This window comes from Stenotrophomonas sp. YJH_SMC_65 (assembly GCF_059369475.1).
Genome location: NZ_JCAFSR010000005.1, coordinates 158882 through 175766 on the forward strand (window position 1 = coordinate 158882; position 16885 = coordinate 175766).

Genomic DNA, 16885 nt, shown 5'->3' on the forward strand with positions numbered 1-16885 from the left:
ATGCATAGACTGGGCGCATGTCCATCGAACTCCGCCACCTGCGTTACTTCCTCGCCGTTGCCGATACGCTGCACTTCGGCCAGGCGGCGGAGCGGCTGGGCATGTCGCAACCGCCGCTCAGCCAGCAGATCCGCCAGCTGGAAGACCTGATCGGGGCGCGCCTGTTCGTGCGCAGCCATCGTCGTGTGCAGCTGACGCCCGCGGGTGAGCTGCTGCAGGAGCGCGCACGGGCCATCGTGCAGCAGGTGGAAACCGCGGTGGACGAGGTACAGCGCGCGCAGCGCGGCGAGCAGGGCGAACTGCGTATCGGCCTGACCCGGGCCACGCCGCTGTCGCCGCAGATTCCGCGTTCGATCCTGCGCTACCGCCAGCAGTACCCACAGGTGCGGCTGCAGCTGAGCGAAATGAACACGCTGCAGCAGATCGATGCGCTGCTCGACGGTTCACTGGACGTGGGCATCATCCGCAAGCGCGCATTGCCGCCGGAGCTGGTGGCGCACAGCCTGTTCGTCGATCCACTGGCGTTGATCGTGCATGCCGACCACCCTGCCCTGCGCAGGCTGTCGAAGCAGGGCACGTTGTCGCTACGCGACTTCGCGCAGGAGCCGTTCGTGGCATTTCGCCGCAGCGCGGGCGCGGGCATCCATGATCACATGATCGCGCTGTGCGCGGCCGCCGGGTTCACGCCGCGCATCGTGCAGGAAGCCGGTGAGGCATCGACATTGATCAGTCTTGCGGCTGCAGGCCTGGGTGCGGCGATCCTGCCCTCGTCCTGCGATCACATCCGCGTGGAAGGCGCGCGCTTCGTGGCGCTGGCCGATGCCGGTGCGCATTCGGAGGTGCAGCTGGCATGGCACCGCGAGGGGGTGACGCCGCTGATCCGCAACTTCGCCGGGCTGTTGCGCGGGGCGTTCGCCGAAGGGTGAAGTGCCACCCACCTAGGTTTGGTAGACGCCAACCTTGGTTGGCTGCCGTGCCAGAGCGCCGACCAAGGTCGGCATCTACCAGAGCAACGCCGCGCCCGTGCGGAACGCGAGGCTGGCGTCAGGCCGTGACCGGCTGCGGCGCGCGCTGCTGCAGCGCCCAGACGATGCCGCCCCCGATCAGGGTCAGCACGGCAGCGAACGCGCACACGCCCAGCCAGTCCCAGGCCGCGTAGGCCAGGCCACCCACCCCGCCCAGCACGCTGGAGCCCAGGTAGTAGGCGAACAGGTACAGCGCCGACGCTTCCGCGCGCATCGTACCGGCACGGCTGCCGACCCAGCTGCTGGCCACCGAGTGGCCACCGAAGAAGCCGAAGGTCACCAGCGCGATGCCCAGTGCCATCGTGCTCAGCCACGGCATCGCCAGCAGCGCGATGCCGGCGCCGATCAGCGCGAACGAGATCGACAGGATGCGGCCGCGCCCGTACCGCGTAGCCTGCTGGCCCATCCACGCCGAACTGAAGGTGCCCACCAGGTACGCGCTGAAGATCAGCCCGACCACGGTCTGGCTGAGGTGGTACGGCGGCGCCAGCAAGTGATAGCCCAGGTAGTTGTAGAGGGTGACGAACACGCCCATCAGCACGAACGAGGTGGCGAACAGCCACGGCAGGCCCCGGTCGGCGAACAGCGTGCGCCAGCGCGACGGCAACTCGCGCAGGCCATCGCGTCGCGCGCTGAAATGGCGCGACGGCGGCAGCTGCAGCCACAGCAGCACGGTGCTGGCCACGGCGATGATCGAGACCACGCCGATGCCCCAGCGCCAGCCCCAGTGATCGGCGATGATGCCGGCCAGCAGGCGCCCGCTCATGCCACCGATGGCGTTGCCGCCGATGTACAGGCCCATCGCCAGGCCCAGCGCGCGGCTGTCCATCTCCTCGACCAGGTAGGTCATCGCCACTGCCGGCACGCCGCTCAGCGCCAGGCCAAGCAGGGTGCGCAGCACCAGCAGCGTGGTCCAGTCGTCCACCAGCGCCGTGCTCAGCGACAGCATGGCCGACGCCAACAGCGCAACGATCATCAACGGGCGACGGCCGACCGCATCGGACAGCAGGCCGGCCAACAGCATCGCCACCGCCAGCGTGCCGGTGGTCAGCGACAACGACATCGCGCTGCCTGCGGCGGACACGCCGAAGTGGCGGCTGAACTCGGGCAGCAGCGGCTGCACGGTGTACAGCAGGCCGAAGGTGGAGAAGCCGGCCAGGAACAGTGCCAGCGCGGTGCGGCGGAAGGCCGGCGTGCCCTGCTGGATGCGGGTCTCGGCGATGGGATCGACAGTGGGGGGGCGGCGCTCGACGGCCGCCGCGGTTTCGCCAGTCATGGGATCGAAGGGCCGGTGGGGCGGCCGGGCATGGGAGGGAACGGGCCTCAGACTAGGCCTGTCGATCCAGTCGATCCATAACCTGATAAGTCAGGATTGATACCCAAGAAGTATCAATTCAGCTTACAGGCGCTGCCACTCGAAACCGTCGCCGCGGCGGTAGTACACCGCCACCGCACGGCCGTAGACCTTGTCGGCGTCGACGAAGCCGAAGAAGCGGCCGTCGAAGCTGTTGCCGCGGTGGTCACCCAGCACCAGCACCTTGCCGGCCGGCACCACCAGATCGGCGATGTCCGGACCGCCGCCCATGTCCAGGTCGAGGCGGGCACGGCGCTCGCCGAAGGCTTCCACGTCCTGCAGATCGGCGATCTGCAGCGGCTGGCCGTTGATGCTCAGATGGCCCTCGCGCATCTGCACGTGGTCACCGGCCACCGCCGCCACGCGCTTGATCAGGCGGGTGCCGTCGGCCGGTGAATCGAACACCGCCACTTCACCGCGCTGCGGGACGCCGGTGGCCATCAGTTCCTTGCCGGTGAACGGCAGGCGCAGGCCGTAGGCGCGCATGTCCACCACCACCCGGTCGCCCGGCTGCAGGGTCGGCTGCATCGAGCCACTCGGCACCACGTAGTGGTTGGCGAGGGTATCGCGGGCGGCGGCGAGCAGGCCGAGCATCACCAGCAGCGGCAATGCTTCCTTCTTCAGCCAGACCAGCGCGCGTTCGGACAAGGGAGGACGGGCAGCAGCATCCATGACAGGCTCCGGGTAGGTGGTAGCTGCATCAGACCACATCCAGGCGGGAGAGGTTCCCGCGACGCGATCCGGTAGAGCCGAGCCCACGCTCGGCTTGTTCCTTGCAGCGTCGAGGTTGCCCGACTGGGGCGCAGAGCGGCCGAGCGCAGGCTCGGCTCTACAGGAAGGGTTACGCAGGTTTTACGCGCGGGACCGGCCGCGGGCATCGCACCTTTACGGGCGGCACGCGCATCGTGTGCCCACCGCGCCGCAGGGCGCATTCCGCAAGGTGTTGTATGACCCTCCTGGTGATCCGCCACGCCTCTTCGTCGGCACCGCGTCCCCAACTGCCGACGCAGCTGGCCGGCCATCGCGTGCTGTGCAGCGACTGCGCCAGCCTGTCCGAGGTACGCCAGTGCCTGTGCCAGCCGCAGGCGCGCTCGGCCGACTGGGTACTGCTGGATGTCGGTACCGCTGACGAGGCGCAATGGCAGGCCGAAGGTGGCGCGCTGCAGGCGGCGCTGGAACGGCTGCCGGCGCAGTACATCGAACTGCAGGCCCCCAGCGAGCCAGGGCTGGATGCGCGCCTGCGCCTGCAGCACGGTCCCGCCGCCGTGGTGGTCGACCAGCGCAGCCAGCAGGCCGGCTACCCGTTGTCGCTGGCCATTGTCGGCCGCCGCCTGGCACAGGAGGGCTGAGCCATGTCGATCTTCATCATCCGTGGCCCGGAAGCGGCCGGCGCCCTGATCCGCACCGCGATGCCGCTGCCGGCACCGGTCCTGAAGTCACTGGTGCATCGTGCGATCGACGCCGGCACCAGCGTGGCGATCCGTGCCTGTGGTTCGGAACAGGAACTGCTGGACGCCCTGCGCGTGGCCGACCACAGCCGCGGCGAGGTGACCCTGCTCGACCCAGGCGCGTGTGCCAACAGCCTGCGCCTGCAGCGCCTGCTGCCGTACCTGCACAACGCCTATGTGGAAGTGCATGACGACGGCGCAGTGGCCGAACCGTGCCTGCCGGCCGGTGTTGGCCAGCGCCTGGGCATCGCCGCCGGCTACGGCGCGCAGAGTTACGTGCTGGCGCTGGATATCGCGCTGGATCACCTGGGCCTGGCCGAGCAGGCCAACCGGGTGCACGTGGGAACGTAACGCTGCTTGTAGAGCCGAGCCCATGCTCGGCTGCCTTTCCAGGAACCATCAGCCGAGCGTGGGCTCGGCTCTACAGAAGAACGTCGAGCATGGCTCGACGCTACAGAAAGAAAAACGGCGGGGTTGCCCCCGCCGTTTTCGCTTTCTTATTTCAGCCCGCGGAACTTCAGCAGCGGTTCCACCGACGGGTCCTTGCCGCGGAAATCGCGGTACAGGGTCGACAGCTCCACGCTGTTGCCGCGCGAGAGGATCTTGTCGCGGAACTCCTGGCCATTGGCCGCCGTCAGGCCACCGTGCTCGGTGAACCACTGGTAGGCATCGTGGTCGAGCACTTCGGCCCAGAAGTAGGCGTAGTAACCGGCCGAGTAGCCACCACCCCAGATGTGGTCGAAGTAGGTGGTGCGGTAACGCGGCGGCACCTGCGGCAGGTCGACCTTGAACTTCTTCAGCGCGCTGGCTTCAAAGGCGCCGACATCCTGCAGCGGCGCGTCGGCCTTCTGCGTGTGCCAGGCCAGGTCCAGCAGCGCGGCCGACAGGTACTCGGTCGTCGCGTAGCCCTGGTTGAAGCTGCGTGCCTTGAGGATCTTGTCGACCAGCTCCTGCGGCATCGCCTCGCCGGTCTTGTAGTGCTTGGCGTAGTTGGCGAACACCTTCGGGTCCAGCGCCCAGTGCTCGTTGAACTGCGACGGGAACTCGACGAAGTCGCGCGAGGTCGCGGTGCCGGCGATCGACGGGTACTTCACGTTCGAGAACATGCCGTGCAGCGCATGGCCGAACTCATGGAACATGGTGGTGACGTCGTCGAAGCTGATCAGCGCAGGCTGGCCGGCGGCCGGCTTGGTGAAGTTGCAGACGTTGTAGACCACCGGCTTGGCACCGGTCAGGCCGTCCTGTTCGACGAACACGTCCATCCAGGCGCCACCGGACTTGCTGTCACGCTTGAAGTAGTCGGTGTAGAACAGCGCCAGCGAGGTGCCGTCCTTGTCGAACACTTCGTACACCTTCATGTCCGGGTTGTAGGTCGGAATGTCGGTGCGCGGCTTGAAGGTGATGCCGTACAGCTGGGTGGCGGCGTAGAAGACGCCGTTCTGCAGCACGTTGTCCAGTTCGAAGTACGGCTTGATCTGCGACTCGTCCAGATCGTACTTGGCCTTGCGCACCTGCTCGGCGTAGAAGTCCCAGTCCGAAGCGGCGACCTGGAATCCGCCCTTCTGCGCGTCGATGACCTTCTGGATCTCGCCGGCTTCGGCACGCGCCTTGGCAGTGGCGGCCGGCACGGTATCGGTCAGCAGCTTGAGCGCGGCGGCCGGGGTCTTGGCCATCTGGTCGCCCAGCTGGTAGTCGGCGAAGGTGTCGAAGCCGAGCAGCTTGGCCTTCTGCGCACGCAGCTGGGCCAGGCGCTGCACGGTCTGCCGGGTGTCGTTGGCATCGCCACGCTCGGCGCGGGTTTCCGAGGCCTTCAGCACGGCGGCGCGCTGGTCGCGGTCGCTCAGCGAGCCGAGCACCGGCTGCTGGGTGGTGTTCTGCAGCGGCAGCAGGAACTTGCCATCCAGCTTGCGGTCCTTGGCGGCGGCGGCAGCGTTGTTGATAGCGCCCTCGTCCAGGCCGGCCAGCTTGGCCTTGTCGTCGACGACGACGGCCGCAGCGGCGGTGGCGGCCACCAGGCGGGTATGGAACTGGGTGGAGAGCGTGGTCTCTTCCACGTTGAGCTTGCGCAGGCTCGCCTTGTCGGCGTCGGACAGCTGCGCACCGGCGCGCACCAGGCCATCGTAGTAGTGCTCGACCAGGCGCTTCTGCACCGGGTCCAGCTCCAGCGTGTCACGCTGGTCGTACAGCGACTTCACGCGCGCGAACAGCTTCGGATCGAGGTTGATCTCGTCCTGGTGCGCGGCCAGCTTCGGCGCCACTTCTTCCTGGATCTTCTGGCGTGCGTCGTTGGTATCGGCCTGGACCAGGCCGAAGAAGATGCGCGACACGCGGGTCAGGGTCTCGCCGCTGCGCTCCATCGCCACGATGGTGTTGTCGAAGGTGGCCGGCTCGCTGCTGTCGGCGATCCTGCGCACGTCGGCCAGGTGCTGGCGCATGCCTTCTTCGAACGCCGGCAGGTAGTCGCTGTCCTTGATCTTGTCGAACGGCGGTGCCTGGAACGGCAGCGTGCTCGCGCTCAGCAGCGGATTGGTGGAGGCTTCGGCCGGCTGCTGGGCCGGGGTCTTCTGGGCATCGGACACGGGGGTGGACTCCTTGCCGGAACAGGCCGCCAGCGCCAGGCTGATGGCGGCGGCCAGGACTACGGTACGCGACATGTAAAACGCTCCTTGGGCAGACGGTATGGATACCAGCCCTCCACCCTACTCCTGTCGCGCTCGCCCGGCATGTGCCGGACGTGGCGTCTATGCGGCGGCCTGCAACCGGCTCAGACCGTGCCGCGGGTCTTGCCGATCCAGGGCCGGTAGAACTCGCGGATGGCAGCCATGTCGGCCACATCGTCGCCGCTCGGGGTGAACAGCGGACCGATGCCGATGGTCTTTTCCGGATAGTGGAAATACGCGGTCAGGATCGGTACGTCAGCCATCCGGGCAATCTTCAGGAAGCCGGCCTTCCAGTCCTTCACGGCCTTGCGGGTGCCCTCGGGCGTGATGGCGAACCACATCTTCTCGTTGTTGCGCAGCAGGTCCACGGCCTGGCCGACGGTGCCCTGCGGCGAGCTGCGATCGAGCGGGATCACGCCCAGCTTGTGCAGCAGCGGGCCCAGCGGCCACCAGAACAGCGAGGCCTTGCCCAGCACCTTCACCTTCATGCCCAGCGCGATCTTCGCCGCCATGCCCCACAGGCCGTCCCAGTTGGACGAATGCGGGGCGATGATGAAGACCAGCCTGGGGATGTCCGGCAGGGTGCCGGTCACCTTCCAGCCGCCCATGCGCAGGGTGCAGCGCGCCAGCCAGCGCAGGAAGGCGTTGGGTTTGACCTGCGGCATCTGCGGCGGCACGGCCGGCAGCAACGAAGTCGGGTTGTTCAAGCAATCACTCCCAGTCACGTGATGAGCGCCCGCGCTTGATCTGCGCGCGCCCGCGTTTGGCGTCCAGACGACGCAGTTTCGACCCGAGGGTCGGCTTGGTGGCCTTGCGCGGTTTGGGCACGCTCAGCCCGGCCTGGATGAAGGCCGCCAGCCGCTCGCGCGCATCCTCGCGATTGCGATCCTGGGTGCGGAATCGTTGCGCGTCGATGACCAGCACGCCTTCGCCGGTCATGCGCCGATCACGCCGCGCCAGCAGGCGCGCGCGCAACGGTTCGGGCAACGAGGGCGAGTTGGCCACGTCGAAACGCAGTTCCACCGCGGTGGACACCTTGTTGACGTTCTGGCCGCCGGCGCCACTGGCGCGCACGAACCGCTCGACGATCTCGCCGTCGGGGATTTCAAGCTGCGCGCTGATGGTGACCGGTCCACTGCCCATCCGCGCATTGTAGCGGCAGGCACGTGGTGAAGTACGCCATCGCGCCCCGTATGCCGCCGATCAGGCACCGAACACGCCGCCTTCGCCTGGGCTGCGGGTATGCTGGCGGTCCCATGTACCGCAGGAAGCCCCGCATGACCCGCTCCACACCCGCCCTGCCGTCCCTGCTGCGCCGCGCCGCCCTGCTGCTGGCGCTGGCCGTGGCCAGCGTTCCGGCCCTGGCCGCCCCGCCGACCGACGGCGACATCAACCGCCTGCTGTCGGCCTCGCGCGCGCAGAGCATGATCGACACCATGGTGCCGCAGATCGAAGCCATGCAGCAGCAGCAGTTCCAGCAGGTGGCCGCGCAGCGCCAGCTCACCGCCCAGCAGCAGGAACAGCTGAAGCGGATCCAGGCCCGGACCAGCCAGACCCTGCGCCAGGCGATGTCGTGGCAACAGCTGCGGCCCATGTACGTGGACCTGTACAAGAAGACCTTCAGCAAGGAAGACGTGCTGGCAATGGCCGAGTTCTACGAGAGCGCGGCCGGCCAGAGCCTGCTGGACAAGACCCCGGCGCTGATGCAGAACGTGATGGTGGCGATCCAGGCGCGCATGCAGCCGCTGTTCGCGGATCTGCAGAAGGACCTGGAAGCGATCGTCAACGAGCCGGAAAAGAAATAACGGGGTGCGCCGGGCCACGCCCGGCCGCTGGCTGTAGAGCCGAGCCCACGCTCGGCTTACCGCAGCAGCATCAGGCGTCGTCCACCTGCCAGCCGAACAGGTCCAGCGCCTTCTGGAACTCGCGATCCAGCGGCGCACTGACATCCACGCTGCCACCGTCCGGGTGCGGGAAGCGCAGGCGCTCGGCGTGCAGCAGCATGCGGTGCACGCCCTGCATGCGGAAGATGCGGTTGTGGCGGCCATCGCCGTGGCTGGTGTCGCCGATCATGTGGTGCGACAGGTGCTTGAGGTGCCGGCGGATCTGCCGGAAGCGCCCGGTCTGCGGCTGGCAGCGCAGCAGCGCGTAGCGCGAACTGCTGAACTCACCCACCGGCACCGACAGCTCGCCGGTGGCCAGGCGCTGGAAGTCGGTGACCGCCGGCTTCTTCACCGGCTTGCCCGGGCCGCCATCCAGGTCATGGTCCACCCGCCAGGACAGCTCGGCCGGCCAGCCCCGGCAGACCGTCAGGTAGTCCTTGGCCACTTCACCCCCCATCAACGCCTTGCCCAGCGCACTGGCGGTCTCGCGGTCGAAGGCCAGCAGCAGGCAGCCGCTGGTGGCCCGGTCCAGGCGGTGCACGAGGAAGATCGGGCGGCCCAGCTGCTCGCGCAGGCGGTCGGCCAGGAAATCATCTTCGCCGCGGGCCAGCTTGCTGTCGTGGACCATCAGCCCGGCGGGCTTGTTGACCACGGCCAGGCGCTCGTCCAGGTGCAGCAGCTGCAGGGGCGCGGTTTCGGTCTCGACCGCGGCGAGGGTGTCAGGTTCGGTGCTCACCGCAGGATTATACGGGCGCCCTGATCGGGGTCAGATCCCTTTTCCTGCGGAAAAGGGATCTGACCCCGGGTTGGTGGCGCGGCGGTCAAGCGTTGCGCACGGCCAGAAGCTCGCCGTTGCCCACCGGCACCAGGCTGGTGCCGAAGTCCGGATCGGCATCCAGCAACGCGCGCAACGGTTCCATCTGCGCGGCGTGCGAGGTGGCGTTGTCCACCACCAGCAGGCCGCCCCGCCGCAGCACACGGCGCAGCTGCGGCCACCAGCCGGCGTACTGTTCGCGGTCCGAATCGAGGAACAGCAGGTCAATGCTGGCATCGGCGGCCTGTGCCAGCCACTGCCCGGCATCGCCGTGGACCAGCGTGATGCGATCGGCAAGGCCACTGCGCGCGAAGGTGTCACGCGCCATCGCCACCTTGTCTCCGGCGTATTCCAGCGTCGTCACGTGGCCGTCGATGGCGGCTGCGGCTTCGGCAATCCACAGCGTGGAGTAACCGTTGGAGGTGCCGATCTCCAGCACCCGGCGCGCATTGCCGAAACGCACCAGCACCGACAGGAATTCACCGGTGTCCGGCGTGATGTTGAGCATGCGCCGAGCGCGCTCGGTTTCATGCGCGTCGTTTTCAGCACCGAAGCGTGCCAGTTCGTTCTTCAATTCCGAAAGCTGCATCGTCATTGCTTCTTTCATTTGCCACAGCAAGGGTGAGCATTGTGGCCTGTCCGGCCACATTTCGTACTTCTCTTAAGCCTGTACTCCGATGAGGTTGCGATAGTTCCCGCCTTCTTCACGCGGGATGGTCCACCGGCCCGCGGCCCTCATTGGTTTCCGCAAGGACACGGCCATGGTTCTCGACATTCTGGCAATCGGCGCCCACCCCGACGACATCGAACTCGGTTGCGGCGGCAGCCTGGCCAAGCTGGCCCGCGACGGTGCACGCATCCATGCGCTGGTGCTCAGCCGTGGTGGCCGTGGCTGCCATGCCGGCATCGACCGCAGCGACGAATCCCACCGCGCGTTGCGCCGCCTGGGTGTGACCGAGGTGATCCAGCAGGATTTCCCGGATACGCGCTTTCCTGCCTGCCGCAACGACATCGTCGCGGTGATCGAGCAGGCCTGCGCGCAGATCGCACCGCATCGCGTCTACACGATGTGCGGCGAAGACCACCACCAGGACCATCGCACCGTCCATGAAGCGTCAATCATCGCCTGCCGCAGCATCCCGCAGATCCTCTGCTACGAGAGCCCCAGCACCCTGCCGCAGTTCGCACCGCAGGTGTTCGAGGACATCAGCGCACAACTGGACCTGAAGATCCATGCGTTGCGCGAGCATGCCAGCCAGGGCGATCGCCACTACATGCAGGAGGACCACCTGCGCTGTCACGCGCAGTTCCGCGGCCAGCAGATCGGCATCGGCCCCAGTGAGGGCTTCGTGCCCTACCGGCTGGTGCTGTGATGAAAACGCTGCTGTTCCTGGCCATGTGTGCCTTCATCCTGGTGCGTGTGTGCGTGCAGGCCTCGCGTCGCCCCAGCACGCGCCTGTACAGCATCGATGCGATCGTGCCGGCCTACAACGAAGCGCCGTGCCTGGAGCGCTCGTTGACCGGCCTGCTGCAGAACCCCTACGTGGCACGGGTGATCTGCGTGAACGACGGTTCGACCGACAACACCGCCCAGGTACTCGATGCGCTGCAGGTGCGCTGGCCCGGGCGCCTCGTGGCCGTGCACCAGGCCAACACCGGCAAGGGCGGCGCGCTGATGCATGGCCTGCGGCACGCCACCGCCGAGCAGGTGTTCCTGACCGACGCCGACACCCACATCGATCCGCGCGGCCATGGCCTGGGCCACCTGCTGGACGAGATCGAGCGCGGTGCCGATGCGGTCGGTGGCGTACCCTCGTCCAGCCTGCAGGGTGCCGGCTTCCTGCCGCATGTGCGCGCCAGCCTGAAGCTGCCGATGATCGTCATCAAGCGCAGCTTCCAGCAGTGGCTGGGCGGCGCACCGTTCATCGTCTCCGGCTCGTGTGGCCTGTTCCGCACCTCGGTGCTGCGCAAGGTCGGTTTCTCCGACCGCACCCGCGTCGAAGACCTGGATATGTCCTGGTCGCTGGTCGCGCAGGGCTACCGTGTCCGCCAGAGCGTGCGCTGCGTGGTCTACCCGCAGGAATGCAACACGCTGGTGGAGGAATGGCGGCGCTGGCGACGCTGGATCGTCGGCTATGCGGTATGCATGCGCCTGCATCGCGGCCTGCTGCTGACCCGCTTCGGCGTGTTCAGCATCCTGCCGATGATGCTGCTTGCCCTTGCCGGCATCGTGCTGACGCTGCAGGTCTGGTTCGGTGCGGCCCAGCTGCATGGGCCGGGTGGCCTCGCCCTGTCGGTGATGCCGTTGTTCTGGATCGGCATCGTCATGTTGCTGGCGGTGATCAGTGCGATCCACCACCGCCGCGCGTCGCTGGTCCCTGCCGCCGCGTTCTCGATGCTGTACGTGCTGCTCGCCTATGCGATCTGGCTGATGCATGGCGTGGCCGGGCTGTTTACCGGCCGCGAGCCGGCACGCGACAAGCCGACCAGGTATCCGCATGTGGTGGAATGACCTCGCCGCCATGGCCGACGCGCTATCGACGCTGCCACCCCACGTCGATTCCAGCGCCCAGGTTTCGCCGCGTGCGATCGTGCGGGGCGAGGTACGGATCGGCGCTGGCAGCCGCATCTGCGACGGCGCCCAGCTGCACGGGCCGGTATCGATCGGCCGCGACTGCCTGATCGGCAACAACGCACTGCTGCGCGGTCCGCTGCACATCGGTGACGGTGTGCGCATCGGCTTTGCCAGTGAACTGAAGAACGCACTGATCGGCGACGGCGCCTGCATCGGCCCGCAGTGCTTCATCGCCGACAGCCGCGTCGACGCCCGTGCCTACCTGGGCGCGCTGGTGCGTACCAGCAACCATCGCCTGGATGGCGCAACGGTCACCGTCCACATCGGCGACACCGTCATCGACAGCCAGCGCGACAAGCTCGGCGCCTGGATCGGCGAAGGTGCCGCGCTGGGCGTCGGCGTGATCATCCTGCCCGGTCGCATCGTCGCCCCGGGCAGCCAGTTCGGCCCGCGCATCACCGTGGAACGAAACCTGCCGCCCGGTCGCTACCGGCTGCTGCAGTCGCTGCATTCCCAACCCCTGGAGTAACCCCATGCGATTGATCATCCGTGGCGCACTACCGTGCGCCCTGCTGCTGGCTGTGTCCAGCGCCCATGCCGGCATCGACCGGGTCTCGGTGCAGCTGGATCATGCCGACTACACCGATGGCTTTGGCAAGCGCGACGTACAGACCGTGGATGTGGCCGGTCGCAGCGGTGACAGCCGCTGGCATCTGGGCCTGGCCCATGGTGAACGCGACTACGGCAGCAAGCGCTTCAGCGGCAATCGGGTGCAGGGCTCCCTGCACCAGCGCTGGAGTCAACGCTTTTCGACCCGCACCGCCTTCACCGCCTCCAACGATGACCCGGTATTCGTCAACCGCCAGCTCAACCAGGACTTCCAGTGGAAGGTGGCACCGCAGACCGTGCTGAGCGTGGGCGGCAAGTACGCCCAGTACCATGCCGGCGCATACGTGAGTGGCTGGTCGGTAGGTGCCTCGCACTACTTCCCGCGCGTGACCACCTCACTGCGCCACGAGCGGCATCGCCAGTCCAATGGGCCCGACGGCCATGGCACCACGCTGTCACTGCGCCTGAAGGATGCGCAGGGCGGTGGTTCGACCCAGCTGTGGCTGGGCAGCGGTACGTCCGGCTACACCGCCGATTCCGATCCGCTGCTGCTGCGCGAACACGATGCACGTCGTGCCTTCCTGCGCCGCAGCCAGCCGCTGGGGGAGCATCTGGTGCTGGACATGGGCATTGGCAAGACCTGGCACAGGACGCGCCTGGACCGCTTCCAGAGCGTGCAGTCGCACCTGGGCCTGGGCTACCACTGGTAGAGCCGTGGCCGGTCGGCGGCGCGTGACGCCGCCGACCCTCGATCAACAGGCTTCAGCGCCACCACGCGCGCGCCAGCGCCAGCGCGCCGACGGCACCGGACACCCAGCTCCACATCGGCAGGTCGCCCCAGTACCAGCCTGGCGGTTGCAGCACGTACACCAGTGCGGCGATGGCCAGCAGGCCGACGCCGGTGATCGCACCGACCGCGCGCTTCTGCAGGCGCTGCACGCTGGCATCGAGCGCGACCAGATCGCGCGAGCGCATCGCCAGCTCATGGCGGCCCTCCACCTGCTGGGTCAGCCAGGCGTGCACCAGGCGCGGCATGTCCGGCGCGTGGGTCATGATTTCCGGCAAGCGCTTGCCGATCTCGCGCACGACCCGACGCGGGCTGTAGCGCTCGCGCAGGATCTTCGCCAGCACCGGCTTGGCCACCGCCCAGATGTCGATCTGCGGATCCAGCTGGCGCCCGACACCTTCGATGTTCAGCAGGGTCTTCTGCAGCAGGATCAGCTGCGGCTGCAGGGTCAGCTGGTAGCGCTGCGCCACGCGGAACAGCTTCATCAGCACTTCGGCCAGCGAGATCTGCGACAGCGGGCGGGTGAAGTACGGCTCGCACACCGAACGCACGGCCGCTTCCAGATCATCGATGCGCACGTTGTCCGGCATCCAGCGCGCCTGCACGTGCAGTTCGGCGATGCGGCGATAATCGCGGTTGAAGATGGCCATGAAGTTCTCGGCCAGGTAGTACTGATCTTCCTGCGACAGCTGGCCCATGATGCCGAAGTCCAGCGCGATGAAGCGCGGGTTGGCGCGACGCGACGGATCGGTATCGACCCAGATGTTGCCGGCGTGCGCATCGGCATGGAAGAAGTTGTCGCGGAACACCTGGGTGTAGAACACCCGCACGCCCTTGGCGGCCAGCGCCTTGCGGTCGATGCCGGCCTTGTCCAGTGCAGCGATGTCATCGGACGGAATGCCCCACACGCGCTCCAGGGTCAGCGCGCGCTCGGCGGTGTGGCTCCAGATCACTTCCGGCACGTACAGGTCGTCGCTGTTTTCCCAGAAGCGGCGCAGCACGCTGGCATTGGCGCCTTCGCGCTGCAGGTCCAGCTCAGCGGCCAGGGTGTTCTCGACTTCGGCCACCACTTCGCGCGGACGGATCTTGTCGGCACGCGGATGGGTACGCTCGACCAGGGCGGCCAGCGAGTTGAGCAGGGCGATGTCGGCGTCGATCTGCTTCTCGATGCCCGGGCGCAGCACCTTGACCACCACCTGGCGGCCATCGGCCAGCGTGGCCGCATGCACCTGTGCGATCGAGGCCGAGGCCAGCGGTTCGGTATCGAAGCTGGCGAATGCCTCGCTGACCGGCAGGCCGAGTGCTTCCTCGACGATGCGGCGCGCGGTATCGCCGTCGAACGGCTTGACCCGGTCCTGCAGCAGGGTCAGTTCGTTGGCCACGTCCGGCGGCACCAGGTCGCGGCGGGTGGACAGGATCTGGCCGAACTTGACGAAGATCGGACCGAGATCCTGCAGCGCCAGGCGCAGGCGCGCACCGCGCGACTGTACAGCGATGTCGGCCGAAGCACGCGGCACGAACGGTTTGGCCAGGCGCAGCCAGCGCTCAGCCGGCGTGCCGTGCAGCAGGTCGTCCAGGCGGTAGCGCAGGATCACCCGGCCGATGCGGCTTGCCCGCAGCACGGCCTTCATGCGGCACCCCGCAGGCGCTGGACGCGCGCGCCAAGGCGCTCGACGTCATCACGCAGTACGTCCACATCATCGTGGAAGGCATCCAGTTCGGCGCGCGGTACCACGTCGCGCGATTCCTCGGTGATGAACTCGGCAGCGCTGTGGGCCAGATCGATCGCACCCTGGCGCGCGTGCTGCAGGGCGCTGCGCAGGGTGTTGGCCACCTGCACACCCAGTACCTCGCCGAACACGCTGACGAACGGCTGCTGCCAGTCCGGATCGAAACCCTTGGCCAGCTGCTGCAGGCGTCGCGCCAGTTCGGCGTCACCGGCCACGCGTACACGGCCCTTGTTGTTGGACTCGCCGCGCCGTGCGTTGGCCAGCAGCGGCAGCTGCGCCAGCACGCCGGCCAGGCTGCTGCGCACGGCCAGGTCGGCTTCCTGCGCATCCACCGGGCCGACCCGCAGCTGGTCGCCGTCGACGCTGATGCGCATCGCCAGCGACGGCGCTTCCAGGGTCAGGTCGATGTGCCGGCCATCTAGACTGGCCAGTGCATGGCGGGTATCCGGATCCAGCGCCAGCGCGCGGTTCAGGGCGATCTGCAGGGCGCGGCCAGCGACCGGCTTGAGGGACTTGAGCAGGGAAAGAGCCATGTGCGCATTCTACCTGCGTGGGTGGGGGGCTTGCGCCGGGCTGCCGCCCGGCACCCGCGGTAGTGTCGGCCGCTGGCCGGCAAGATCAACATCAAAAGCTGGCGATCCGTGGGATGGCGGGGTGGGTCCCGTTGCTGCGCAACGGGCTCTGACCCCAATGCTGATGGGATCTGGCGTTGGTAGATGCCGACCTTGGTCGGCGCTGGATGTCAGGGGGCCAACCATGGTTGGCCGCTACCCGAGCCGGCAGCCCGGTGATTCATCTGTGCCTCACCTGGGTGGCTATGGAAGGTTCATGCTGTACGGCCACGCAACGCACAGGACATCGCATTCCCATGGCACGGACCCGGGTCGGCATCATCTTCGGGGGCAAATCCTCCGAGCACGAGGTTTCACTGCAGTCGGCGAAGAACATCCTCGATGCGCTTGATCGCGAGCGCTTCGAGCCGGTGCTGGTCGGCATCGACAAGCAGGGCCAGTGGCATCTGAACCAGCCGGACACCTTCCTGATCAACGCCGATGATCCGTCGCGCATCGCGCTGCATCGCTCGGGCCAGTCGCTGGCGGTGCGCCCGGGTGCGGAACAGGCACAGCTGCAGCCGTCCGATCCGGCCAGCGCGCTGGGCCAGATCGATGTGGTGCTGCCGATCGTGCATGGGCCGCTGGGCGAAGACGGTGCGCTGCAGGGCCTGCTGCGCATGGCCAACCTGCCCTTCGTCGGCTCGCCGGTACTGGCTTCGGCAGTGGCGATGGACAAGGACGTGACCAAGCGCCTGTTGCGCGACGCTGGCCTGCAGGTGGCACCGTGGCTGTGCATCCGTCGCCACCAGGCGGCAACGGTCGATGTCGATGCGGTGATCGCACAGCTCGGTCTGCCGCTGTTCGTGAAGCCGGCCAACCAGGGTTCGTCGGTGGGCGTGAGCAAGGTCAAGGACGCAGCGGGCTTCGCCGACGCACTGGCATTGGCGCTGCGCTACGACCACAAGGTGCTGGTGGAATCGGCGGTGGTCGGCCGCGAGATCGAGTGCGCGGTACTGGGCAACGCGCACCCGCAGGCCAGCCTGTGCGGCGAGGTGGTGGTGCACGACGAGTTCTACGCCTACGACACCAAGTACATCAACGAAACTGGCGCCGAGGTGGTGGTACCTGCGGATATCGATGCCGCAACCCAGGCGCGCATCCAGCAGATCGCACTGCAGGCCTACCAGGCGCTGGAGTGTGCCGGCATGGCGCGCGTGGACGTATTCCTAACTGCGGGCGGCGGGATCGTCATCAACGAGGTCAACACGCTGCCGGGCTTCACCCGCATCAGCATGTACCCGAAATTGTGGGGTGCCAGCGGAGTCGATTACACGACGTTGATTACGCGCCTGATCGAACTGGCACTGGAGCGTCACGAAGCCGATCGCGGATTGCACAGCGCCGCGTAGCGTTGTGATCGCCCGCAGAGCCGAGCATGGCTCGACT

The 16885-nt window shown here is 67.5% G+C and carries 18 protein-coding genes; 9 read left to right on the forward strand and 9 right to left on the reverse strand.

Annotated features, from left to right (window positions below; genetic code table 11):
• The first annotated feature begins 17 nt into the window (after positions 1 to 17).
• A complete protein-coding gene (locus AC5P7A_RS11160; RefSeq protein WP_014645561.1) occupies positions 18 to 926 on the forward strand; it encodes a LysR family transcriptional regulator in 909 nt (302 codons plus the stop codon).
• Positions 927 to 1044: 118 nt separating this feature from the next.
• Here the strand turns inward: AC5P7A_RS11160 and AC5P7A_RS11165 are convergent, their stop codons facing one another.
• Both AC5P7A_RS11165 and lepB read right to left on the reverse strand, forming a co-directional pair.
• Positions 1045 to 2301 (reverse strand): MFS transporter, encoded by a 1257-nt coding sequence (locus AC5P7A_RS11165; protein ID WP_495220138.1) that lies wholly within the window; start codon positions 2299 to 2301, stop codon positions 1045 to 1047.
• 123 nt (positions 2302 to 2424) lie between these two features.
• Positions 2425 to 3051 (reverse strand): signal peptidase I, encoded by a 627-nt coding sequence (gene lepB, locus AC5P7A_RS11170; protein WP_014645559.1) that lies wholly within the window; start codon positions 3049 to 3051, stop codon positions 2425 to 2427.
• Between the two features lie 275 nt (positions 3052 to 3326).
• Between lepB and AC5P7A_RS11175 the strand changes: the two genes are divergently transcribed.
• On the forward strand, positions 3327 to 3728 hold the full coding sequence (locus tag AC5P7A_RS11175; protein ID WP_049441787.1) for a hypothetical protein: 402 nt from the start codon (positions 3327 to 3329) through the stop codon (positions 3726 to 3728).
• 3 nt (positions 3729 to 3731) lie between these two features.
• Positions 3732 to 4178, forward strand: a complete 447-nt coding sequence (locus tag AC5P7A_RS11180) for a 3-dehydroquinate dehydratase (protein WP_004153636.1) — start codon at positions 3732 to 3734, stop codon at positions 4176 to 4178.
• Between the two features lie 146 nt (positions 4179 to 4324).
• Here the strand turns inward: AC5P7A_RS11180 and dcp are convergent, their stop codons facing one another.
• From dcp to arfB, 3 genes are all read right to left on the reverse strand, one after another.
• Entirely contained in the window at positions 4325 to 6481 is a 2157-nt protein-coding gene (gene dcp, locus AC5P7A_RS11185) for a peptidyl-dipeptidase Dcp (protein ID WP_049405170.1), read from the reverse strand.
• 110 nt (positions 6482 to 6591) lie between these two features.
• Positions 6592 to 7194 carry a lysophospholipid acyltransferase family protein gene (locus tag AC5P7A_RS11190; RefSeq protein WP_014645556.1) on the reverse strand — a complete coding sequence of 201 codons (603 nt, stop codon included), beginning with the start codon at positions 7192 to 7194 and terminating at the stop codon, positions 6592 to 6594.
• A 4-nt stretch (positions 7195 to 7198) separates the two neighbouring features.
• Positions 7199 to 7630, reverse strand: coding sequence for an alternative ribosome rescue aminoacyl-tRNA hydrolase ArfB (arfB, locus tag AC5P7A_RS11195; protein ID WP_005420755.1), 432 nt, complete (start codon positions 7628 to 7630; stop codon positions 7199 to 7201).
• 113 nt (positions 7631 to 7743) lie between these two features.
• Here arfB and AC5P7A_RS11200 point away from each other — a divergent pair, with 113 nt between their 5' ends.
• On the forward strand, positions 7744 to 8292 hold the full coding sequence (locus AC5P7A_RS11200; RefSeq protein WP_401730180.1) for a DUF2059 domain-containing protein: 549 nt from the start codon (positions 7744 to 7746) through the stop codon (positions 8290 to 8292).
• Between the two features lie 70 nt (positions 8293 to 8362).
• On the opposite strand, the gene AC5P7A_RS11205 is transcribed toward AC5P7A_RS11200, so the two are convergent.
• Together AC5P7A_RS11205 and AC5P7A_RS11210 are read right to left on the reverse strand one after the other, a co-directional pair.
• Positions 8363 to 9106, reverse strand: coding sequence for a pseudouridine synthase (locus tag AC5P7A_RS11205; protein WP_014645554.1), 744 nt, complete (start codon positions 9104 to 9106; stop codon positions 8363 to 8365).
• Positions 9107 to 9191: 85 nt separating this feature from the next.
• On the reverse strand, positions 9192 to 9779 hold the full coding sequence (locus tag AC5P7A_RS11210; protein ID WP_049441784.1) for a class I SAM-dependent methyltransferase: 588 nt from the start codon (positions 9777 to 9779) through the stop codon (positions 9192 to 9194).
• 166 nt (positions 9780 to 9945) lie between these two features.
• Here AC5P7A_RS11210 and AC5P7A_RS11215 point away from each other — a divergent pair, with 166 nt between their 5' ends.
• From AC5P7A_RS11215 to AC5P7A_RS11230, 4 genes are read left to right on the forward strand one after another with little or no spacing between them, the layout of a single operon-like run.
• Positions 9946 to 10557, forward strand: a complete 612-nt coding sequence (locus tag AC5P7A_RS11215) for a PIG-L deacetylase family protein (protein WP_014645552.1) — start codon at positions 9946 to 9948, stop codon at positions 10555 to 10557.
• Entirely contained in the window at positions 10557 to 11696 is a 1140-nt protein-coding gene (locus tag AC5P7A_RS11220; RefSeq protein ID WP_495220139.1) for a glycosyltransferase family 2 protein, read from the forward strand. The genes AC5P7A_RS11215 and AC5P7A_RS11220 overlap by 1 nt, the downstream gene beginning before the upstream one ends.
• Complete coding sequence (locus AC5P7A_RS11225; protein ID WP_032962223.1) at positions 11683 to 12288, forward strand: LbetaH domain-containing protein; 606 nt, start codon at positions 11683 to 11685, stop codon at positions 12286 to 12288. Before AC5P7A_RS11220 ends, AC5P7A_RS11225 begins: the two co-directional genes overlap by 14 nt.
• Before the next feature lie 4 nt (positions 12289 to 12292).
• The gene (locus tag AC5P7A_RS11230) at positions 12293 to 13078 is read left to right on the forward strand and encodes a YaiO family outer membrane beta-barrel protein (RefSeq protein WP_032962225.1); all 786 of its coding nucleotides are present in this window, start codon (positions 12293 to 12295) and stop codon (positions 13076 to 13078) included.
• A gap of 52 nt (positions 13079 to 13130) precedes the next feature.
• Here AC5P7A_RS11230 and ubiB read toward each other — a convergent pair whose 3' ends face one another.
• Positions 13131 to 14786 (reverse strand): ubiquinone biosynthesis regulatory protein kinase UbiB, encoded by a 1656-nt coding sequence (gene ubiB, locus AC5P7A_RS11235; protein WP_014645548.1) that lies wholly within the window; start codon positions 14784 to 14786, stop codon positions 13131 to 13133.
• Positions 14783 to 15418: a ubiquinone biosynthesis accessory factor UbiJ gene (locus AC5P7A_RS11240; RefSeq protein ID WP_005420772.1), complete on the reverse strand. Its 636-nt coding sequence runs from the start codon at positions 15416 to 15418 to the stop codon at positions 14783 to 14785. Before AC5P7A_RS11240 ends, ubiB begins: the two co-directional genes overlap by 4 nt.
• Positions 15419 to 15753: 335 nt before the next feature.
• Here AC5P7A_RS11240 and ddlA point away from each other — a divergent pair, with 335 nt between their 5' ends.
• Positions 15754 to 16848, forward strand: coding sequence for a D-alanine--D-alanine ligase (gene ddlA, locus AC5P7A_RS11245; RefSeq protein WP_126411594.1), 1095 nt, complete (start codon positions 15754 to 15756; stop codon positions 16846 to 16848).
• Positions 16849 to 16885: the final 37 nt, after the last annotated feature.